The organism is Ideonella sp., assembly GCF_036277275.1.
Lineage (GTDB): Bacteria > Pseudomonadota > Gammaproteobacteria > Burkholderiales > Burkholderiaceae_C > Ideonella.
This window is the reverse complement of record NZ_DASUNH010000009.1, coordinates 1-19,399: the sequence shown is the minus strand read 5'-3', so window position 1 is coordinate 19,399 and position 19,399 is coordinate 1. Positions and strand designations below refer to the sequence as shown.

Sequence of the window (19,399 nt, the reverse complement as noted above, 5' to 3'; positions counted from 1 at the left end):
TCTGGTCGTCGGTCGTAAAGAAGAAGCGCGCGCCCAGGCCGAACTTCGCAGCGCCTATCGCCAATGATTTTCGCCGAGCCGCTTGCAGGGGTTCTAAAGCGACGCGCTCCACGTTGTGATGATGCTGAAGCTTCCCACCAAGACACGCAAGGGATGGGGCAACGCATTCGAAGCGGCGCCAGGACGGCGTCAACACATCGAACGAAGGCAGCCCTTGCGGGGCTGTTCGACATCATGCGGGTTCTTAGGGCTTTCCGAGGCGCCTCGGCCGTGCCCATCGGGAGCCGTTGCCTGGCACCCTATTCGCGGGTGCCCAGACCAGTCACCACGCTGGGCACAACGGTCCGCAGGTGCTTCGAGAACTCGTTCAGGTGAGGTGAACGAAACCCGGATCTTGTCCAGCTCGCCTCGAAGCCGATGACCACAGGTTGACCCGACTTGTCCGCTATCGGAACCGCCGCATGCGGGCGTTCGGTGATCTTCGAACTCGGCAAGATCGCTGCACCAATTCCCAGCGCAGCCCACTCTTCCAGCACCTGATAGCTCATGGCCTCGCCGGAGTATTCGCGCAGCTTGCGACGCTGGCTGCGAAACAGCGCACGGGTGGCGCGCGAAAGCCCGCAAGCGTCGGGGACCATTACGTATGTCTCGGCAGCGATGTCCTTGAGTTGCACCGAGCGCGGGCGCGGCCCAGCCTGCCAGGCCGCACCACGCGGGATGAAAAGCAAGGGTTCTTGATACAAGAACGTTGCGGCCCACGTCCCCTTATGAACGCCAGCGACGCCGAACACAAAGTCGAGCAGGCTGTCGTCGAGCATGCGGTACAGATCGGTCATGTTCATTTCGCGCAGGACTACGTCGACGCCCGGATGGCCCCGTTGAAACGGCTCGATCATCAGGCGCAGCAGGTTGGCGCTGATCAGCGGCGACGTGCCAATGCGAATCAGGCGCTTGTCGGGGCGAAGGTAGGCCTGGGTCTGTTGTACGAGGCTGGACTGTGCGGCGAGTACCTGATCCACGTAGGGCAGGACGTGCACGCCAAACGGCGTTAGGGCGACTTTGCGAGTCGTGCGCACGAACAAGCGCTCTCCCAACTCGACCTCCAGCTGAGCAATGCCGTTCGACAGCGTCGGCTGGGTCACACAACACGTCGCCGCGGCCGCGGTGAATGAGCCGCTGGAGGCGACGGCGCTTGCAAAGCGGAGCTGGCTCAGGTTCATGCCAAATTTATAGCACATGTGAATAGATCGCATGTGAAAAGACAATTTCCGAATGAAGAGAAGACTGCCTAAGCTTCACTCGAGTCGGCGAACTGCTGGCGGAGTCTGCGGCCTGGTCCGCGGCGATCAACTCACATCTGTACCTGGAGCAATCTTATGAACCGATCCAATCTCGCGATGCTCACCGCCGCGTTGCTCACGCTCCCAGCATTCGCCTCCGCCGAGAAGGCCTACCTGGAAATCACGCTCAAAGTCGATACGCAAGATCGGGCCGCGGCGGGGGCTGTCTACGCCAAGTTCAAGCAGCCTTTCCTCAGCAAGATTGCCGGCGCGACATCGAAGGAACTACTGATCCGCGACGCCGACGTTCAAGTCCTTCATGGATTCGCCACGCGCAAGCAAGCGGAGGCATATCTCAGCAGTGAGCTCTTCACGAAGGATGTGGTCGTCGGCTTGAAGCCATTGCTGAAGGCAGACCCCGAGATCCGCATCTATTCAGCCGACTGATCGAGCAAAAAGCCCGGCTGACAATCGCTCAGTCCGGGCCGAGCGCTTCAGCCAGCCGGCGGGCCTGCGAGCTGAAGGCATGGCGCCCCAACCGCCGACGCCGGCCGTCAGTGCTAGCCGGTTGGGTGCACGTAGGCAGTGCCTAGCGGCACCGTCGCCGCCGCCTGCCACGGTTGCTGGGGCAGCCGCAGGCTTGACAGCCCGTGGCAGCCGTGGCGACGCCAGCCGCGCTACGCTTGGCCACCCGGGTAGGTCGAGCACACGGCCATGGATGTCTCGCTGCAACAGGTGTTTGTCAAACACTTCGAGGCCTACGCCTCGGGGCGACGGCTGCATCCGCGCGAGCAGCGCGCGGTCTGGTGCATCAGTCAGTGTGCCACCGTCCGGCGCTGGGTGCGCACCTGCTGGAGTGCCCTGCCGCACGGGGCCGTCTTGCAGTCGCACGCCTGCCGCCACCGCAGTTGCCCGCGCTGCGTTGAGCCAGCGCGTGCCAGCAGTGGCTCGGGCGCGAGTTGCAGCGGCTGCTGCCGCGCGAGCACTTCCACGTCGTGTTCACGCTGCCGCACGAGTTCCTCGCGCTGTGGCAACTCAACCGCACCTGGTTCACCCAAACGCTGTTCGATTCATTGTTTAGACTGCGCAGCATGTCGCACCTCTGACATAGGCTATTACAGGGCTGGCCAGGTGCAGTGATGGAGGTTGGATGATGTTCGATCAGGAGATCGCCGAGGGCTTCAACCGGGCTGAGGATGAACGAACGCTCCGCGGGCTGATGCAGGAGATCGCCTACCGCGTAGGTGCCAATTGCTTCCAGGCGCTGCGCTTCACATCGACTGAGCATGGATGGGCCGCCAATGAAATGTCGGGCTACGCGACCGGCTTGTTTGAGGCCTACGACGCCGCCGCCCCAGCCAACTGGAGAGATCCGGTTGTGGAGCACGAACGCTGCTCGTCGACACCCATAGTCTGGAACCGAGATACCTATGAACAGTTGGGTTCAGAAGGCCGGCTTGTCTACGAAGTCTTCGGCGATTTCAACATTGGCTTTGGAGTGGGAATTGGTGTCCACCTGGACCCCAAGAGGCACTTTACGCTCGACCTGACGTGGCCCCATCACCGTAAGCCCGACGCACAGCTGCCGATCGCCATCCAGCTTTACGCTTTTCATGCCGAGGCGGCATTTCATAGAGTGTGGACTGCGGTGGAGAGGCAACAACTTGCCGCCCTCTTGCCAGAAAGAACCCTCACTGAGCGCGAACTCCAGACGCTGTTCTTGGCAAGCCGCGGGTTCCGGATACCCGATATGGCAGCTCACCTTTGTAGGTCCAAGCGAACGTTCGAGAAGCACGCTCAGGCTTTGATGGAGAAACTGAATGCGTCGACGCTCGCCGAGGCTGTATCGATTGCGGAAAGGCTCGACCTTTTCGCTCCGCTTCGCTCGCCCAAACGCGATCGGTAGCAGCCACCGTCCGCGGACGTGGTACTCCGGTCCTCTCTCGCAACGATCGGCCCAGCAAAGACCAACCTTGCTGCGCTTGAAGCCGCCAGCCTGAAGCGCGTCTCGACTCGACCGCCGGCGCCCGCGTCTTCAATTCCGACGCCACAGGCTTCAGCACCCCGCGCCCTCTCGTACCGCGGCGAAGTGGATCGGCGGATCAACCGAATGGGTTGATTTACGACTACCTCGGGCCCAGCGGCGTCCCCAGAATCGTCGCGAGCGAAAACGCATCTCCACAGCAGAACGCCGTGGCACCTACTCGCAAGCGCCGCACTTACCGGGGGCGACGCCGGCGGCTGCCTTTCGGCCTTCAGCGTTCATTCCATATTGAAGATCACCGAGTCGTGCCCAGAAGCATACAAGACGTTCGCATGATGGAGCTATTTCATGCTCTGGAAGAAGTCCACAGTCCAGAGACATTCAAAGCGTGCATGGACCACCAGATGCAGGCCGTTTTGCCTCACGGAATGGTGTTGTGCAGTATCGGTCGACTTGTGGCGGGCGGCGTAGAAGCATGCCAGTTGCTCACCTACAGGTACCCACTTCAGTATCTCGAGACACTTCGTGGCCCAAATGGAATTCTCAGATCTCCAGTCATCGAACGTTGGAAAGCAACCCACCGTCCCGTTCTGGTGGAGTTTGAGCATGACATAAACAGCTGGCCCAACAATTGGGTTCAGACGGCGCGAAAGTACGATTTCAAGAACTTGGCCTCGCATTCATTTTTCGATATGACGGGCGAGCTCTATTCGAACTTCTGTTTCGCGCAAATTCCGGAAAGGCTGGGAGAGAAGCATGACCAGCTCATGCGCCTGCTCGTCCCACACCTTCACTTAGCACTCGTGCGGGCGATGCCACCTGATCCAGTTCGCGTTCGGCGTGCAGCAGCCTCCTTGATCACCGAACGGCAACGAACGATTCTCTACTGGGCTCAGTTCGGAAAGACGAATGCCGATATCGCGGCAATTCTCGATATGTCGGAGGCAAACGTCAAATATCACCTCAAGGCCGTGTTCCGCGCGCTCAATGTGTCCAATCGCGCGCAGGCGGTGGCGCGCGCTTTGGAGTTGAAACTGGTGGATGCCGCGACCGCAGTATCCGGCACCTGAAGGGGGCGCCTAACCGTTCGAGTAGTCCGCCACCGGCCGTGTTGTTCATCATGGTGATGTCATGATCAACTCAGGCCTACGAAATGTCCAAAAAGAGGCACCTCAACAGCGACAAAGCAGGTTTTGGCAGCACCGTCTTCGGTTTCCCTTACGGTTTGGAGCGGCAGCAGGATAACCCTTCCAGCGCTCAAGATGCGCTGGCTGAAGGCGCCGCCGATTCAGAGGAAAGAAGCGAGTTCAAAATTCGATTGGCGCGCGACGCATTGCGCCTTGAGTCGGCCAGCATCTTGATACGACGCCGCTACGAGTGGCGCGGCTACAAAACCGACGGCGCCGTAAAACCACGCTCTGACTTCATCACGCTAGTTGCGTCTATTGCCAACGCATCCGTGGCCACAGTCTCCGTTGGCCTCGATTTCGGCGGAGGCCTTCTGGCTGAGGAACTCTATCCCGATGAAGTCCAAGTCCTGCGTGGACGAGGGTACCGCCTGTGCGAATTCGTCAAGCTTGCGGTGGACACCAATAGTCGCTCGAACGCGATTCTCGGAGCGATCTTTCATGTGGCAGTCATCTACGCAAAGCGCATCCACAATCGTTCGCACGTACTAGTCGAGGTAAACCCGCGACACGCAAAGTTCTATGAGGTGTTGTTGGGGCTCAAGGTTATCGGCGAAGCACGCACCAACTCAAGGGTAAATGCACCGGCCGTTTTGATGCTGCTCGACCTCGAATATGCAGGCGAGCAAATCAGCATGTTTCGTAGCAGGAGCACACTTCGACGGCGAGAGCGTTCAATCTATACATTTGCCTTCTCCGAGGAAGAAGAAGAGAGCATCTATCGGCGCTTGATTGGCACGATGCAGCTGCAGCCGCAGCAGCCTACCTGAACGGATAGTACGAGCGCCTGCGATGCGGGCATCATGCCAGCCAGACGCGGCCGGAATGCGGCGGAACTGTTGAACTGTTGATTAGGAAGGTCCTCACGCAGCAACAGCCGTCATGTCCAAATGGTCGGACACGATCGAAGCTGAATAGAGTCGCTAACGCAAAGACAACGGCCGCGGGTTCAAGACAAAGATTCGCGCGTGGCCTAGCCCGCCCTGCTACCTGAGTGCACTGCCTACATGGCCGCGTCTGCGCAGAAATCCTTTTCCTTGCGAGTGAGTTCACGTGAGATCCTGCCGAAATTGCCTGCTGCCTCACGCCGTCCCCGGCGCCGAACTGAACGAACAAGGCATCTGTCGCAAGTGCCGCGAACACAAGCCAGTGGACAAAGAAGCCGCAGATGCTCTACGCCGCGCCCGCGAAACTGACCTGCTGCGCACGATCGAAGAATGCCGGGGACGGGGCGAGTACGACTGCGTGGTTCCGCTGTCAGGTGGAAAGGATAGCGTCTTGCTAATCCACAAGCTTAAGAGTGAGTATGGCCTGAGGGTTCTCGCCCACACCACAGACATCGACATCGGTGAGGTGGCTTGGGCCAACATACATCGTGCGGTGGACAAACTAGACGTGGAGCATCTGGTATACCGCCCGTCGGCCGAGTTTTACCGAAAGCTATTTCGCTGGTTGCTAATGAACCAGGAGGCACGCGGCGCAGTACATACCGTGTCCCATGCCTATGCTTCACTGTTTGAAGGCAACGCGCTGCGCCTCGCCGCCGAGAAGAATATTCCGCTTGTTCTCGCCGGCTATTCACCAGGACAACCCTGGCCTGAACGTATGGAGTATGATTTTCCGAAGCTTGCCATATCTGACGTGGACTGGGCACCGCCGGAACTTACGAATTCTGGGCAATTCGACGACGACGATCTCAAGCGATTCTGGAATCCCAGGCAATACCCAGCAGGGACAGTATTTCCCCGCTACCTCGCGCCTTATCATGCCTGGACCTATGATCAGGATGAGGCGATGAGAAAAGTTGTCGAACTCGGATTGATAAAGTCGGCAAAGAACGCCAGCCCAGTCTTCTCAAACTATCCGATCAACTGGCTGCTGATGTATTCAGATCTGCGGAACTTTGGCTACAACCCTTATGCACCAGAGTTTTCTGCGTTGATCCGTGAAGGAAAGGCGAATCGGGATTACTGGAAGGTGATGGGAAAGGTGGTTGATTTCATCACTTTAAGAAGAATCTATCTTGGTCGTCATGTGCGCGATCATATGAAATGGCTCGGTCTGCGCGATGAGGACTTGAGAATTACCCGGCCAAGTCGACCCGATTGGCCAGAGTACGTCTATCAAGACTGGGTCCGGTTACGTGAACCGAATGCGCAAGCGCCGTTGGGGACGGCCAATAAAAGGCAATAAAGAGTGTGGGCCGCGCGCTGGTGTCCCGTTCGAGAGGGCGGACTCCCGCGTTGCTTCTCATCCGAGCTTCGGCACGTGACAACGCAATGTGCAAAGCACACCGAAGTGCCGCCCACTGAGACCCCCGGGCACGGAATGGTGCCCCGGATCAGTGTCTTCTGCGCGACGATATCCTTTAACCCGGCTTCCCGCCTGGACATGAAATATGTCCGCCGCTCCAAGGGGTTTTCAAAGTGAATCGAGCATTCGAAGCGATTTCCATGCTGTTCAAGGAAACCTTCATTTTGGGAGGCTTTCCGCGAAAGCCAGAAGACCACCTCGTCATGGACAGCCAAGATCAAGTTGACGCCTGGCATGCGCAGGGGTCCGGTGAAGGGCCCATTCTCTCCATTTATCACCTCAACGCTTTGGCTTGCAGCCGCCTTACCGCTAGTGGCGGAACGGTCATTGACGTCGCATGCGGAACTGGCCGCTTTGCAGCCTATTTGGCGAAGATGCGTGCGGCGGGCCTCTCCGAAAGGGTCGAGTAAAGAAGGGGAAACATGACCGCCTTCGCCGATCAAGTTCCCAATACAACGGCGTTGGTTAATTGTCTCTTTGCAATGCACCATCTTCCGAGCATCAGAGAGGTTGAGCAATGCCTAGCGGAAATTCGGACCGTCTGCGGGCGGACCGGTTGCGGTTTCTTGATATTCGATTTGGCGCGTCCGCGCCACGCAAGCACGGCAGCTGCCTATCCCCGAGTGTTCACCCCGGACGCGGCAAAGGTATTTTGTGATGATTCCACCAATTCTCTGTTGGCAGCCTTTTCTCACAACGAACTGAAAGAGGTATTTTGTGGAATTCACGACCTCTCGGTGAATGTGGTTCGGGCGCGGGTTTTGCCTCTATTTCAGATCTATTGGTCCCCCCCCCAGGGGCTCGACGAGAAGCGCCCGCCAGTCAGCGTTGAAAAATTGTCAGGTCAAGCGCGATGGCAGTACCGTGCGTTGCGCGCAATATTGCGCGGCTTGCCGCGTTGAACTTGAATGCATCGCGACGCGACACCATGGGCTCGATTGCTGTGCAGCGGCGATTCGCCGCCCTTTTTCTCCATCGGCCAGCGCTACTAGATCATTACCAAAACGCTGATCGGTGGCAAAGGCAGACGGCCACTGCGGAGCGGCAATATCGGCAAAGCGATCCAGACTCCGCGCAAGGTCTTGCGGTCGATGGCAACGGTGGTTCCGGCTTCAGCTGTGCTCAGCACCGCGCGCATGGCGTTGCGGTGACTGTTCGAGCAAAGCGAACGCAATTGCACGCGGGTAGAGGGAAAGCAGCCAGTGCTGCCGAAGTCCGTGATGCGCTCCAGAAAGCCTAGTCAGCCAGCTGGCAGAAGTGGCGCTCCTATCCGAACGAATAGCCTCTCTTCAATGCAAGTCTGGCCAAATGTCCTCATGCCCGACCTCCCGCGCCGCGACGCTCATTCGGCGTAGCCATACACGCACCCGCATTGATTGCCGATGGCTGTTTCACCGAGGCTGAACTTTCGCACTTCTCGAACCCGCACCGATTTTCGGAATGAACGACGGCTGGTGGCGCGCCCCTCCCACGCCAGCCTTATCCGCAGCAACTACCCGATCAATTGGCTGTTGATGTACTCCGACCTGAAGCACTTTGGCTACAACCGCTACGCGCGGGAACTCGCGGCACTCATTCGCGAGGGCAAGGCCAGTCGAAGTCACTGGTGGCTCATGGCGCCGGTGGTCGACTTTCTGATCCGGCACAAGCTGCTACTGGGCAGGGAGACAGTTCATCAGTTGAAGTGGCTGGGACTGCGAGAAGACGAGCTTCGGATCACGCTGCTACTGGGCGCCTATGACCCGCCATTTCGCAACTGAGGTGACTCAGCACTGTTCTTCCTCAACCATCGTCGCCCGATTCGAAGAACGCGTCCGCGCCACGCCGGACCGCACGGCGTGCTTCGAGTATTCCGATGCGCGTGGCTGGACGCCACGCTCCTGGCATGAGTATGCGGTGGATGTCGAACGCCTTCGCGGCCACCTCGTCGCGAAGCGAGTGGGATGCGGGACACGGGTCGGCATTTGCGCGCCCAACAGCTACACATGGGAGACGCTGCAGATGGCAGCCTGGAAGTGCGGCGCCAGCGTGGCCGGCTTCGATCTCCACTACCCCACACCCTTGCTCTCTCGGCTCGTGGCACAAAGCGGGGTGCAGGTGTTGTTCGTGCAATCCGCAGCGTTCGCTGACGCGCTTCCACTACCCACCGGAGTACAGGTGGTCGCGTTGGAAGGCCCGGTTCACGCCGGCGTGAGCACTCTGACCGCGTGGCTACAAGCGGGTGCTGAGGCGTCTGCTTCCTCGCTGGTGAGGCCAGAAGACGAGGCGATGGTGATCTTCTCGTCAGGCACCACGGGCGATCCCAAACCGACGACGTACCGACACGAGCAGTTGGTGTTCGCCATCGATGCGATCCTGCAGAAATTCAGTGACCTGCGCGACGACAGCCGGCTGCTGTGCTGGCTGCCGTTGGCAAATCTCTTCCAGCGCATGGTCAATCTCTGCGGCATTGTGCGCGGAGCCACCACGTATCTTGTTGCGGACCCGCGCACGGTGATGGCGCGTCTGCCGGAAGTCGATCCTCAGGTTTTCATCGGAGTGCCGCGGTTTTTCGAGAAGTTCCATCAGGGCGTGGTTGGGGCCGACAACGGCCGCAGAGGTGTGCGAGCCTGGACGATCGATCATGCGGTTCGCCTCGCTCAACATCGCGCCCATGCTGGCCGGCAGGGAAGGCCGTTGCCATTGCATGTCGCAATCTCCTGCCGACTGGCTGACCGCTGGGTGCTGCGCCGCATCCGCCGTGCCTTCGGGCGTTCGCTCGGCTACTGCATCAGTGGCTCGGCGCCGATGCCCATATGGTTGATCGAGTGGTTCGATGCGGTGGGCGTTCCCATTCTGGAAGCCTATGGCGCAAGTGAAAACATCGTGCCCATCGCCATCAACACTATCGGGTGCCGCAAGATCGGCACGGTCGGTCGACCATTGCTGCCTTCATCGGTTGCCATAGCCGCGGACGGTGAGATTGTCGTGAGCGGCCCCGGCGTCGCCGCAGCGGGCAACACCTTGCACACCGGAGATGTGGGCGCGTTTGACGAGGACGGCTTCCTTCGCGTCACCGGGCGCAAAAACGACTTGCTCAAGTCGCCCAATGGGCGTTGGATAGCGCCTGCAGAAGTTGAGGCGCGACTAAGCAAAGTGCCGACGGTCGAGTACGCGGTGGTGTTTTTCGCGCGGGGCGCACCGCTGACAGCAGTGGTCGCGGTATCGAACTCAAGGTCCAATGCGCCGCCCACGCTTGAGTCTCTACGGCAATTCGGCCACGAGTTGTCTTGCGCGCTTTCAGACCTGCCGGACTACATGCAGGTCAAAGGCGTCGTTGTAATACCGGCGCATTCGATCACCGTCGCCGGCGGTGAACTCACCACCAACCTGAAATTGCGGCGCAACCAAATCGCAGCGCGATTCGCCGCCGAACTTGACATGCTGCGACGCACGCCAAACGAGACAGCGGGGAAGCCCGCGGGACAGATGGCGCTCCTGATTACCGTTGCGGGTTGGAGAGTCGAACAGTGAGGCACTATTTCGTCACCGGAGCAACCGGCGCGATCGGCAGCACGTTGGCGTGCATGCTGCTATCTGACCCGGGCAACGAACTCAGCCTCTTGATACGTGCGGCATCCGACGACGATGCAACAGCGCGCTTGCGAACCTTGTGCGACTTTTGGCAAATGGATCCTGCCAATGTGAAACGTAGGGTCAAGCTGGTGCGCGGAGATGCGGCGCTTCCGGCCTTCGGGCTCGATGCCAGCCAATGGAACGCGTTGACCCGTACCTGCTCCCACATCATCCATTGTGCCGCTCTGGTCAAGATGAATCTGCCGTTGCCGCAGGCACGCCAGAGCGCGATGAGCACGGCCTGCAACGTGATCGACATGGCGACAGCCTCTATGGAGCACGGTCGGTTCAACAAGGTCGAGTTCCTCAGCACCGTCGGTGTCGCAGGCCGCCGACCCGGTGTCCTGCCGGAAGAGTGTGTGAAGGGCGCGCGCTCGTTCCACAACACCTACGAACAAGCCAAATCGGAAGCAGAAGATCTTGCCTGCGCCGCGGTCGAGCGGGGATTGCCACTGACCATACACCGTCCCAGCATGGTGGTAGGCGATTCGCGTACGGGGCGTATCGTTCACTTCCAGGTGTTCTATCACCTCGTGGAGTTTCTATCGGGACGCCGTACATTCGGTGTCTTCCCGTCACTTGATGCGGCAAGTCTCGATGTCGTGCCGGTGGACTATGTCGCCGCGGCAATCGCTTGCTCAAGCACCATGTCGTCGTATGCGGGCCGCATACTCCATTTGTGTTCTGGATCAGAACACGCGGTCGGCCTCACCGTCTTGCAGGAGACGGTGCGCACGTGCCTTTTGGCCAGAGGTGAGCGTCTGCCGCGACGCCGCTTCCTGCCTCGCCGGGTATTTCGTGCCGCATTGCCTTTGCTGCGCACCACCGCGCCCGCATCACTGCGCAAGGCGATCGGAGCGCTGCCGATATTACTGGACTACCTCGGGGGAGCTCAGACTTTCGGTTGTGAAAGAACGCGCGCCCTGCTGGAGCCTGAGGGGCTGGCACTGCCCGACCCCGCCTCTTATCTACCGCAGGTGATCGACTACTACCTCGACCGCAAGCATTCGTGATTCAAAGGCGGCCGGTGCAATGAATTGAGTTCGATGAAGCAGGCTTTTCCTTCTGAATTGTGCGACGCACTTGCCGGTGATGTCCCTCCAACCACCCATTGCACAGGCGCGCCTGGCAAGGAGAAACGATGACCAACCGCCCTCAGTTCCCGACTCGACGCCAGTTCGTACAAGCAGGCGCCGCCACTCTCGGCAGCGCTGCCTTGCCGCACTGGGGGCAGGCGGTCGAGATACCCGCGCAGTACCGCAAGCCGAAGTCCGCCGCCTTCGACTATCGGACCGACGTGGGCAACGGCGCCTTCGATGCTGTCGCGCTGGACCTTCATGCGCGCTTTTCGTTCTCTATCTTGGGCATGTTGCCCAGCCAAGCAGCCCCCGGCGCTGCTGGCAACGTGTTCGTAAGCCGTCTCAAAGCGCGGAACTCGAACATCAAAGTCGGCCAGTACGTCATTCTTAGCCAGGCGGTTGATGAATCCACCGGTTCGGAATACGCCGCGATCTATGGCGCAGTCAATGCCGGCGGCACTGACAACAAGGACTGGTGGGCACGGGCAGGCGAAGCAAGTCCGGTGTCGCCCGGAGCAAAAACGAAATCGGTTGGCGTCAAGGGCTATGCGGCCTGGGAGGTGAACCAGACCGAGTTCGTCAAACCCGACGCGCTTGGCAGGCGGGCGCCGGAGGCGATTGCAGACGCGTACCACCAAATCTTGCTCGCCAACCTGTACGCGGTTGGGTTGGATGTGGTGTTCAATGACAACGTCTGGGGTAACCCCGGCTCCCAAAGCTCAACGGGTAGCGACGGCGTCAACGACTTTCCAAAAGGCACGGTGGCAAACTACGACCTCGACAAGGCCGGTACAAACGACGCTTCGTCGAACGCCGATCTCGCACTCGGTGTCAGCCCAGCCTATCGCCGCGGGTACAAGCGCTTCATCGCCAGACTGAAGGCTTTGAAGCCAGGGATCGAATGCATGGCCAATGCCGACTTCGACAGCACGACACCCACGTTTGTGTCCTGCCTTACAACCAAGGAACTTTCGAAGAAGTACGAGTATGGCTTGTTGGAAGCGTTGACCAGCAAGAACTACTCGATTGACACTTGGCGCGGCAATTTCGCCGACACGATGGCGTGCTACCGGTCCCAGAGGGCCGGCGTCACCAAGGCAGTCTTCGTTGGCGCATACCTTGACACTGCTGTCGACCCGCTCACGCGGACGTTGCAGAAAGCGCGATACGGTCTGGGCGTTTCAATGCTGGACGATGGCTATGCAGTGATCGGCGATACGCCTGCCGGCGCCGACGTTCGTCCATACTGGTTTGACGAACTTGACGCACCCATCGGGGATGCAATCGAGCCGGGACCAACGGCGCCTTGGTCAAACGGCATGTGGCGCAGAAACTATCGCAATGGCTGCATAGTGGTCAACCCAAGTTGCAACAACGGTCGCTGGATGGGCAACGCGCCAGGCACGCTGACTCTAACGCGCTCAATGAACGTAGTGACGCTCTTTTGGTCGGATATGCCCGAGCACGGCAAGAAGCCCGGGAGTCTCATCCGAATCCAGGATTGCACGACCGACGCGACATTCAACGGCACCTTCACGATCGGCGCTGTGGATGACGCGGCCAAGACCATCAGTTGGTCGCAAGCCGGCGAAGACCGCGCGCTGAACATGCCCACCGGTTTCTGGGGGGTTCAGACCACCGTGGACCTTCGAGGCCAAGGCTATCGCCGGCTTCTCGGGGTCGACGACGCCCACGACAACTACGATGGCGGCACTTCGCAGAATGATGGAAGCCTCGTGAGACGACTCACCCTCTGGCCGAATGACGCCATCCTGCTGCTAAGACGCTGAGGGCCGATAGTCAATCGCTCGCCGTCTGCCATTTAAGGTCGGTGCCTCCGTTTCGCCACCGGCCTAACCCCTCCGTCAAGGGGACCTGCCTTCGGCAGGCCCCTTACGTCGAACGTTAGCCCTCACTGGAGCCCTTCGTGGAGCAGAACGACATTCGCTTGTATGTAGACACCCAGTTCGCAAGCCCGTATGCAATGTCCGCATTTGTGGCTCTCAGTGAAAAGGGTCTGGCATTCGAGGTCACGACCGTGAACTTGGCAGCCAAGGAGAATCACGAGGCAGGCTTCGCAGGCAAGTCGCTAACGCGGCGGGTTCCAACCTTGATCCACGGTAGTTTCTCCCTCTCTGAGTCTTCGGCAATCACCGAATACATAGACGAGTCGTTCTCAGGGGTGGCGTTGTATCCAGCGGAGCCTCGCAGCAGGGCGAGAGCGCGCCAGGTACAAGCTTGGCTTCGTAGCGATCTAATGCCTATTCGGCAGGAGCGCTCCACTGAGGTTGTGTTCTACGGGTCAAAGACAAAGCCGCTTTCAGCTGCAGCGCTTGAGGCTGCCGAGAAACTCTTTTCGGCAGCTGAAGCATTGCTCCCCGCAGATTCAGAGCACTTGTGTGGTCAGTGGTCTGTCGCAGACGTTGATCTTTCACTCATGCTCAATCGGCTCGTGCTCCACGGTGATCCTGTGCCTGAAAGACTGGCAGCCTACGCAAGCCGCCAATGGCAGCGGCCCACAGTGCAGAAGTGGGTCAATCAAAGAAGGCCGGCGCTGTGAGCGTGAGGGCTAACCCTTCATTCGAGAGGATGCCTAACGGCGCCTCTCAATTCAAACGTTAGATCACAGATGCACAAGCTCGCGCACCTCGTCGACGGGGAGTGGCAGGAGCACTCCTTCCCACCCCTCTACGAGCTCTCCGTCGCAGGGGATACGCAACGCCTTGTCGCCGGCGCCCCTGGCGGGCAGTCCGAGCCGTTCGAGCGCCTCACTCTCTGCTTGGAGCCGCCCTACCCTTTTGTACGTTCTCCACACACCACGAGGCGAAGGCGAGCCGGGCCGCTACCAGAGCGCCGAGATCGGCGTCGAAGGGTTTCGCGCGTTTATGTCAAGGTTCGGCTCCTATCTCGCAGCCGACGCCCGGTTTGATCTCTGGCTGCATTCGCCATCGGAAAATGCGACGCTTGTATGGGATCGGCACAATCAACTATTCGCCTACGGCCCGCTCGGTCGCTTTGCAACGGAGCTACTGGCACTCGGGTTTGCTGAGGGAGAACTTCCCCCTCTCGGCGCTCACCAGCATCACTACCGTTCCGAGTGCGATGCCAAAGCAACTGAACTGTTGTCCTTTACCGCCTGGCAGCGCACTGCACTGCGTCGGGAAGACGAGCAGTGAGGCTGTGGTCGATACGCGCATCCAGCCCCATCGCCAGCAGCCGCCGCGCCCAATGGTGCGCGCTCGAGCTGACCTCCATGACCTCCATGACCACCAGGCAGCCCGGCGGCAGCTGCGCGCACCCGACGGCATGCACCTGGATCACGCGCTTGGCCAGGTCCACATCTACGCGAACGGCTTCAACTCGGGTAATCTTGTCCACGGACTTCCCCTTTCATTGCCTGCAGATTGATGACTCAGACCACCAATCTTGGCGCATCGCCGCCGTTGCCCGAAGGTGGGAAGTCCCTTCGCATTCCCGTCAAGGGGACAAATTGCGGCAAGCTGCAATTGGCCCCTTACATCGAACGTTGGACGTCACGAGAAGCATGAGCACTTCTTCAATCCTGTTAGTTATCGGTGCCGTCGCTTTACTAGCGTGGGGGTTCTTCTTTGGCGGCCAGCTTCCCAAAGGCTATCGGGCACGTGCCTGTCAGGGCCGTGGATGGCGCAAGGCCTTTCCTTCAGCCACAAAGCAAGAAGTCCGAGAGTTCCTTTCCGTGTTTGTCGAAGCGTTCGGATTCTACGAGAAGGAAAAACTGAAACTCGCTCCCACGGATCAGATCCTGCAAATCTACCGAGCCCAATATCCAAGTCGTTTGCAGCCTGACGCAATGGAGTTTGAAACACTGGCATTCGATCTCGAGCGTAAGCACGGCTTCAAGCTCGAACCACTGTGGAAAGACACCCTCACACTTGGTGAGCTGTTTTCCCAGATGCAATCACACCGGGCGCCACAACGTGACGCTTAACAGGCTGTTGAAGAACCGGTCCGCGAGCCGTGCTTGATCACCGGAACTTTCGCCATGTCGCTCATCCAGTGCGTCGATTCGACCGAGACCGGCCATTTGGGCCTGTCGCGAGGGTATTCATGCGGCAGAAAGGGGCCCTTCCGACGGCCTGCGCGCTCATTGGGCGCACTGCGGGCGCAATTGCGCCAAACCACGCAGTCGCATGAGGTTGTAGGCGGCCATGTTCAGCGTCAACAACTGGCCGACCTTGTCCAGTCCTCGCACCATCACGTTGCCCAGTTGGCCAATGGTCTTGGCCCAGCCGAAGCACTGCTCGATGCGTTTTTCTCACCCGCATGCTGATGCCGTATCCGGCGTGGCGCGTGGTGCGTGGTGCGCTCATCGATGGCGCTGCCGCCTCGGCGCTTGGTGTTCTGAGCGACTTGCGGCGTGACCTTGAGTTCGCGGCAAGCCTTGACGAAGCCTCTGGTGTCGTAGGCTTTGTCGGCGCCCACCGTCACCCGTTTGCCAGGGCTGGCCGCGTCGGCCAGCATCTGTGCGGCAATGTCGCGCTCTGCCGTGCAGTAGGCCTGGCTGGCGCGCACATTGACCACCAGGCCGTGCCGGTTGTCGCTGAGCACGTGGCCCAGGTAGCTCGGCAGCGCCGGCGCGGCATCTCTTACGATAAAGCTGCGAATCTCCGTCGGTCTTGGACTCGTGCGTGGCGTTACTGCGCGGCTCGCCGCGCCAGTCGTCGGGCGGGCGGGCGGTCATCGTCCGACCCATCCTTGCGCCGCACGCTCTTGCGGCTGGCCCAGGCCTTGATCAGCGTGCCGTCGACGCTGAAGTGCTCGCCCGACAGCAGGCCACGTTTATTGGCCATCTCCACCGTGGCGTTGAACATCTCGATGACCGCCTCATGCTCGATCAAGCGGTCGCGGTTCTTGCTGAACACCGAGTGATTCCAAACGAGGTCGTCGATGGACAGCCCCACGAACCAGCGGAACAGCAGGTTGTAGGTCTTCTGGAACCTAACGTTTGAGATGAGAGGCTTGACCCGGCCTGCCGGGGCAAGTCCTCTCGATTGTAAAGGGTTAGACGCTTTGTGCGACAAGGCGAATCATTCCGCGCATTCCAGTTTCGCGCCGGACGTTGAAGCCGCATGACTGGAACTTGGTGATTAGATGCTCGGGAGATAGCCGAAGCTTCCGGTAGTGACTTACCTGAGTCTGCCAACCGTCCGGTTTGCGCTGGTGAAGGATGTCATGGACAAGGACAGACTCTGGCTCGTATTGGAGAAAGCAAGTAAGGATGCGACTGTCATCGCTCCTTACTGGGATGAAGCGTTGGTCCCCCACGAGAGGCACAGAGTAGTCTCGGAAAGAGACCACGAACGTGCCGCCAGGCGGCAGTTCAGTGGATGCTCTTTCAATGAGACTCTCTACAGCTTTGAGGCTAGGCAAGTGAGTAATCGTGTCTCCCATGCACAGGATTGCTGACGGAGCTTCTGAAATGTGGCTTTGAAACTCGAGCAACTCGTCATTTACTGTTTGGACAGGTAGGCCGCCACTGATTTCAGTGAGTGTGTGCAGTAGCTCTGTCGACGTATCGATGGCAGTTACGCGCGCGCCTCTGCGTGCGAGCGGTATGGAATGCATGCCAAAGCCAGCTCCAAGATCGAGTACGACGGCTCCTTGTTGGAGCGGCAAGTTCAGCGCTTCAATCTCGGCGGTGCCAGCTTCAAGTGCTGCGGCGGAGCCACCCGCCATCCAAACGTAGACCGGGGCGAGGTGCTTTTCGTAGTGTTCTGTGACTGTGGTCATGAGACTGTCCTGAAAGCGTCTAACGTTGGAGTTAAGCGGCGACGCGCGGCTTGCCGCACGGCGTCCGCTTGAACGACTGGTTATGCAGAGCCCGACCGACGGAGGCACGATGGACGGCAGGGCGCAAGCATAGCCGAGAGCTACGCCCGCAAGCAGGAAGAGATTGGCGGCCGGCGCTCTCCAACGGTGCTACGCGGGTGGCAAGAGAAGACGGTGGCCCGAACGCGTGCCCAAGTACGGCGATAACGAGATTGGAACGCGGCAACAGGCCGCAGAGACAGCAGCCGTTGCGAGCGCCAAGCGTTGGCCGAGAAGGAACGCGACGGGTTCCGGCGCGCCGCGATGAGCGTGGCACTGCGCCAACTCTAGCTACTTTCCGGCGCAAAACGGGCCTTCGTGACGCGAGGCTCTTCCTGGTTGCACGCCAATCGTTAGCTCATCCAGTGGTGCCGAGTCGCACGAGTCCACCTGGTTTGAATCCGGGTTGACATTGGCACGGCCATCATCTACCTCAATCTTCAATATGAGTAAGGATGACTTGCTGGCGGAATTGGCGCAGGTTGCGCATCTCATGGTCCCGGGGTCGCTGTCCGAGATGACACGACAGTGTGGTGACTCTTCGTGCGCATGCGCGCGCGATCCTTCTCGGCGCCATGGGCCGCACCTGTACCTGAGGTTCAGCGCCAGCGGTAAGGCGAATTCGGTTTACGTGCCTCCTGAGGATCGAGATGCGGTCATTCAGGGCCACGAAGCCTGGCTGCGATTCAACGAACTTGCATCGCAAATGGCGGAGAGCAACCGTCAACGCCTGCTGCATGAGCTGAGTGGCCACAAGAAGGCGGCAAAAGCTCAGCGAGCGAAGTCCCGCGCGAGGGCCTGAGGTGATTGAGCTGAGCCGTCGCCAACTCGACTTCGGCGACGGTCTCATTGCCGAGGAGGTCAGCGATCTGTGGGAAGACTGGATGAGGTGCGTCGACACCTTCCTGGACGATCCGAACACGCTCGCACGGATCTTGGCTGGGCAGAGGCCGCGCATGCGGAAACTTGCCCTGACGCCAGCGATCCCGTCATTGAGTTGTTGGAGTGCGGTCTGGTCGAAGCGGACCCGAACGATTCGCCTCGCGAAAGAGTCGCTGATCGCACGTGCATATGGAAGTGACCATGCCATTGAAGGCTATCGCTGCCGCTATGGTGTGGCGAAGGCGCGCCAAAAGGCCTTCGCTCGAAGAGGCTCGGGAATACGAATCCATCCAGTCCCCGCAGCATGATTCCTGCCATTGCAATTGACATTGGGTAGCGCGTTCGATCCTCTGAAAGGAATAGCTCCCCAAGGCACCGATGCGCTTCATGCAGGTTCTGCTTGCCGAACTCGTTCAGAGAACTTCCCACGCTCGCTGCGATGTTCTTTCCCATGCATGAGATCCAATCCCGCTCTGGCGAGTTGTAGACACCAACGTGCAAGAGTGCGAGCGCGTCTCGAATGGCGTACTCAGCCAGGACGAAGTGTTGCCCGGGGTCAACCTTCGCCTCCTTGATCGCAACGGCTGGACTCGTCGCAACGTAGAGCACCCGAATGTCCCGCCCTGTTTGCTCGACCCATGCCGGCAACGCCGGGCGGGGGATAACTCAGGGCTCGTGTCGTTTCACAAGCGGCTGCGGGATCAAATGCCCGCACACGGTAGAGAGACAACTGACCGGGGCCGATGATGATTGGCGTCATCGGCGTCATTTCCAGCAGTGGGCGCGCTGCCGCCAGGAGATCATCTACTGAAGCGCCAGAGGCGTGAAGGGCTTCGTATTGATCCTTTGCGCGCGTGATTTCTGTACCGTGGCGGTCATTGATCGCAGCGATCAATTGGCGTCTCTGCTCATCCGGATTCAGCTTCATACCCATCTTTCTCCCATGACCAATGCTATCGGGCTCCGCCATCGTGCCCGATGTCATAAGAGAGTGCGCAGTTCGGTGAGCCTGTGGTTCGCGGGTTCTTGATCGGACGGCCGCTTTCGTGAGCTTCGTTCAGTCTCGGCTACTTCCTCTTTGGGTCGGGTGCCGACGGCCAGCGCCCGCGGATGAAGACGCTCGCTCGCCACCCGCCGGCCACAACGGTCGAGTGACCGGTGCCGTAGGTGCAGCGGCCATTCGCGGCGCCGATCGACGAATGACAGGTGTCC

Annotated in this window: 22 protein-coding genes and 1 pseudogene; 16 read left to right on the top strand and 7 right to left on the bottom strand. The window is 59.7% G+C overall.

The features are described 5' to 3' along the window. Positions 1 to 299 precede the first annotated feature (299 nt). Positions 300 to 1,220 carry a LysR family transcriptional regulator gene (locus VFY73_RS01970; RefSeq protein WP_329716225.1) on the bottom strand — a complete coding sequence of 307 codons (921 nt, stop codon included), beginning with the start codon at positions 1,218 to 1,220 and terminating at the stop codon, positions 300 to 302. Positions 1,221 to 1,397: 177 nt separating this feature from the next. Here VFY73_RS01970 and VFY73_RS01965 point away from each other — a divergent pair, with 177 nt between their 5' ends. The 8 genes from VFY73_RS01965 to VFY73_RS01930 all read left to right on the top strand — a co-directional run bounded on the left by VFY73_RS01965 (position 1,398) and on the right by VFY73_RS01930 (position 7,666). Beyond that, positions 1,398 to 1,727: a hypothetical protein gene (locus VFY73_RS01965; RefSeq protein WP_329716333.1), complete on the top strand. Its 330-nt coding sequence runs from the start codon at positions 1,398 to 1,400 to the stop codon at positions 1,725 to 1,727. Positions 1,728 to 2,239: 512 nt separating this feature from the next. Beyond that, positions 2,240 to 2,386, top strand: a complete 147-nt coding sequence (locus VFY73_RS01960) for a hypothetical protein (protein ID WP_329716224.1) — start codon at positions 2,240 to 2,242, stop codon at positions 2,384 to 2,386. A 44-nt stretch (positions 2,387 to 2,430) separates the two neighbouring features. Next, positions 2,431 to 3,186 (top strand): helix-turn-helix transcriptional regulator, encoded by a 756-nt coding sequence (locus VFY73_RS01955; protein WP_329716223.1) that lies wholly within the window; start codon positions 2,431 to 2,433, stop codon positions 3,184 to 3,186. A 410-nt stretch (positions 3,187 to 3,596) separates the two neighbouring features. Further along, the gene (locus VFY73_RS01950; RefSeq protein ID WP_329716222.1) at positions 3,597 to 4,334 is read left to right on the top strand and encodes a helix-turn-helix transcriptional regulator; all 738 of its coding nucleotides are present in this window, start codon (positions 3,597 to 3,599) and stop codon (positions 4,332 to 4,334) included. A gap of 83 nt (positions 4,335 to 4,417) precedes the next feature. Then, positions 4,418 to 5,221, top strand: coding sequence for an N-acyl amino acid synthase FeeM domain-containing protein (locus VFY73_RS01945; protein ID WP_329716221.1), 804 nt, complete (start codon positions 4,418 to 4,420; stop codon positions 5,219 to 5,221). Positions 5,222 to 5,504: 283 nt separating this feature from the next. Beyond that, entirely contained in the window at positions 5,505 to 6,644 is a 1,140-nt protein-coding gene (locus tag VFY73_RS01940; protein WP_329716220.1) for a hypothetical protein, read from the top strand. A 260-nt stretch (positions 6,645 to 6,904) separates the two neighbouring features. Further along, positions 6,905 to 7,174 carry a hypothetical protein gene (locus VFY73_RS01935; protein ID WP_329716219.1) on the top strand — a complete coding sequence of 90 codons (270 nt, stop codon included), beginning with the start codon at positions 6,905 to 6,907 and terminating at the stop codon, positions 7,172 to 7,174. A 12-nt stretch (positions 7,175 to 7,186) separates the two neighbouring features. After that, entirely contained in the window at positions 7,187 to 7,666 is a 480-nt protein-coding gene (locus VFY73_RS01930) for a hypothetical protein (protein ID WP_329716218.1), read from the top strand. Positions 7,667 to 7,752: 86 nt separating this feature from the next. On the opposite strand, the gene VFY73_RS01925 is transcribed toward VFY73_RS01930, so the two are convergent. Then, the gene (locus VFY73_RS01925; protein ID WP_329716217.1) at positions 7,753 to 7,902 is read right to left on the bottom strand and encodes a hypothetical protein; all 150 of its coding nucleotides are present in this window, start codon (positions 7,900 to 7,902) and stop codon (positions 7,753 to 7,755) included. 244 nt (positions 7,903 to 8,146) lie between these two features. Here VFY73_RS01925 and VFY73_RS01920 point away from each other — a divergent pair, with 244 nt between their 5' ends. The 5 genes from VFY73_RS01920 to yfcF all read left to right on the top strand — a co-directional run bounded on the left by VFY73_RS01920 (position 8,147) and on the right by yfcF (position 14,018). Then, positions 8,147 to 8,524: a hypothetical protein gene (locus VFY73_RS01920; RefSeq protein WP_329716216.1), complete on the top strand. Its 378-nt coding sequence runs from the start codon at positions 8,147 to 8,149 to the stop codon at positions 8,522 to 8,524. After that, positions 8,502 to 10,277: an AMP-dependent synthetase/ligase gene (locus VFY73_RS01915; protein WP_329716215.1), complete on the top strand. Its 1,776-nt coding sequence runs from the start codon at positions 8,502 to 8,504 to the stop codon at positions 10,275 to 10,277. The genes VFY73_RS01920 and VFY73_RS01915 overlap by 23 nt, the downstream gene beginning before the upstream one ends. Then, positions 10,274 to 11,392, top strand: coding sequence for an SDR family oxidoreductase (locus VFY73_RS01910; protein ID WP_329716214.1), 1,119 nt, complete (start codon positions 10,274 to 10,276; stop codon positions 11,390 to 11,392). The genes VFY73_RS01915 and VFY73_RS01910 overlap by 4 nt, the downstream gene beginning before the upstream one ends. Before the next feature lie 128 nt (positions 11,393 to 11,520). After that, on the top strand, positions 11,521 to 13,248 hold the full coding sequence (locus VFY73_RS01905; protein ID WP_329716213.1) for a hypothetical protein: 1,728 nt from the start codon (positions 11,521 to 11,523) through the stop codon (positions 13,246 to 13,248). A gap of 137 nt (positions 13,249 to 13,385) precedes the next feature. Next, positions 13,386 to 14,018 (top strand): glutathione transferase, encoded by a 633-nt coding sequence (yfcF, locus tag VFY73_RS01900; RefSeq protein WP_329716212.1) that lies wholly within the window; start codon positions 13,386 to 13,388, stop codon positions 14,016 to 14,018. A 626-nt stretch (positions 14,019 to 14,644) separates the two neighbouring features. Here yfcF and VFY73_RS01895 read toward each other — a convergent pair. After that, positions 14,645 to 14,836: pseudogene (locus VFY73_RS01895) on the bottom strand (IS110 family transposase); the annotation flags it as partial. A 166-nt stretch (positions 14,837 to 15,002) separates the two neighbouring features. On the opposite strand from VFY73_RS01895, the gene VFY73_RS01890 reads away from it, so the two are divergent. Beyond that, a complete protein-coding gene (locus tag VFY73_RS01890) occupies positions 15,003 to 15,425 on the top strand; it encodes a hypothetical protein (RefSeq protein ID WP_329716211.1) in 423 nt (140 codons plus the stop codon). A 266-nt stretch (positions 15,426 to 15,691) separates the two neighbouring features. On the opposite strand, the gene VFY73_RS30410 is transcribed toward VFY73_RS01890, so the two are convergent. From VFY73_RS30410 to VFY73_RS01880, 3 genes are all read right to left on the bottom strand, one after another. Next, positions 15,692 to 16,045, bottom strand: a complete 354-nt coding sequence (locus VFY73_RS30410) for a transposase (RefSeq protein WP_414654368.1) — start codon at positions 16,043 to 16,045, stop codon at positions 15,692 to 15,694. 86 nt (positions 16,046 to 16,131) lie between these two features. Next, positions 16,132 to 16,398: a transposase gene (locus VFY73_RS30405; RefSeq protein ID WP_414654372.1), complete on the bottom strand. Its 267-nt coding sequence runs from the start codon at positions 16,396 to 16,398 to the stop codon at positions 16,132 to 16,134. Between the two features lie 100 nt (positions 16,399 to 16,498). Then, entirely contained in the window at positions 16,499 to 17,227 is a 729-nt protein-coding gene (locus VFY73_RS01880; protein ID WP_329716210.1) for a class I SAM-dependent methyltransferase, read from the bottom strand. Between the two features lie 523 nt (positions 17,228 to 17,750). Here VFY73_RS01880 and VFY73_RS30400 point away from each other — a divergent pair. After that, positions 17,751 to 18,107 carry a DUF6788 family protein gene (locus VFY73_RS30400; RefSeq protein WP_414654367.1) on the top strand — a complete coding sequence of 119 codons (357 nt, stop codon included), beginning with the start codon at positions 17,751 to 17,753 and terminating at the stop codon, positions 18,105 to 18,107. A gap of 1 nt (position 18,108) precedes the next feature. After that, positions 18,109 to 18,495, top strand: a complete 387-nt coding sequence (locus tag VFY73_RS01875) for a hypothetical protein (protein WP_329716209.1) — start codon at positions 18,109 to 18,111, stop codon at positions 18,493 to 18,495. Positions 18,496 to 18,743: 248 nt separating this feature from the next. Here the strand turns inward: VFY73_RS01875 and VFY73_RS01870 are convergent, their stop codons facing one another. After that, positions 18,744 to 19,115 (bottom strand): hypothetical protein, encoded by a 372-nt coding sequence (locus tag VFY73_RS01870; protein WP_329716208.1) that lies wholly within the window; start codon positions 19,113 to 19,115, stop codon positions 18,744 to 18,746. Positions 19,116 to 19,399 lie beyond the last annotated feature (284 nt).

What these genes read in the sequence shown, in the direction of transcription:
- VFY73_RS01965 (WP_329716333.1), top strand. Translation starts at nt 1,398, where the DNA reads ATGCTCACCGCCGCGTTGCTCACGCTCCCAGCATTCGCCTCCGCCGAG.
- VFY73_RS01935 (WP_329716219.1), top strand. Translation starts at nt 6,905, where the DNA reads ATGCTGTTCAAGGAAACCTTCATTTTGGGAGGCTTTCCGCGAAAGCCA.
- VFY73_RS01915 (WP_329716215.1), top strand. Translation starts at nt 8,502, where the DNA reads ATGACCCGCCATTTCGCAACTGAGGTGACTCAGCACTGTTCTTCCTCA.
- VFY73_RS01955 (WP_329716223.1), top strand. Translation starts at nt 2,431, where the DNA reads ATGATGTTCGATCAGGAGATCGCCGAGGGCTTCAACCGGGCTGAGGAT.
- VFY73_RS01950 (WP_329716222.1), top strand. Translation starts at nt 3,597, where the DNA reads ATGATGGAGCTATTTCATGCTCTGGAAGAAGTCCACAGTCCAGAGACA.
- VFY73_RS01925 (WP_329716217.1), bottom strand. Translation starts at nt 7,902, where the DNA reads ATGCGCGCGGTGCTGAGCACAGCTGAAGCCGGAACCACCGTTGCCATC.
- VFY73_RS01930 (WP_329716218.1), top strand. Translation starts at nt 7,187, where the DNA reads ATGACCGCCTTCGCCGATCAAGTTCCCAATACAACGGCGTTGGTTAAT.
- VFY73_RS01920 (WP_329716216.1), top strand. Translation starts at nt 8,147, where the DNA reads ATGGCTGTTTCACCGAGGCTGAACTTTCGCACTTCTCGAACCCGCACC.
- VFY73_RS01880 (WP_329716210.1), bottom strand. Translation starts at nt 17,227, where the DNA reads ATGACCACAGTCACAGAACACTACGAAAAGCACCTCGCCCCGGTCTAC.
- VFY73_RS30400 (WP_414654367.1), top strand. Translation starts at nt 17,751, where the DNA reads ATGAGTAAGGATGACTTGCTGGCGGAATTGGCGCAGGTTGCGCATCTC.
- VFY73_RS01970 (WP_329716225.1), bottom strand. Translation starts at nt 1,220, where the DNA reads ATGAACCTGAGCCAGCTCCGCTTTGCAAGCGCCGTCGCCTCCAGCGGC.
- VFY73_RS01870 (WP_329716208.1), bottom strand. Translation starts at nt 19,115, where the DNA reads ATGAAGCTGAATCCGGATGAGCAGAGACGCCAATTGATCGCTGCGATC.
- VFY73_RS01890 (WP_329716211.1), top strand. Translation starts at nt 15,003, where the DNA reads ATGAGCACTTCTTCAATCCTGTTAGTTATCGGTGCCGTCGCTTTACTA.
- VFY73_RS01905 (WP_329716213.1), top strand. Translation starts at nt 11,521, where the DNA reads ATGACCAACCGCCCTCAGTTCCCGACTCGACGCCAGTTCGTACAAGCA.
- VFY73_RS01945 (WP_329716221.1), top strand. Translation starts at nt 4,418, where the DNA reads ATGTCCAAAAAGAGGCACCTCAACAGCGACAAAGCAGGTTTTGGCAGC.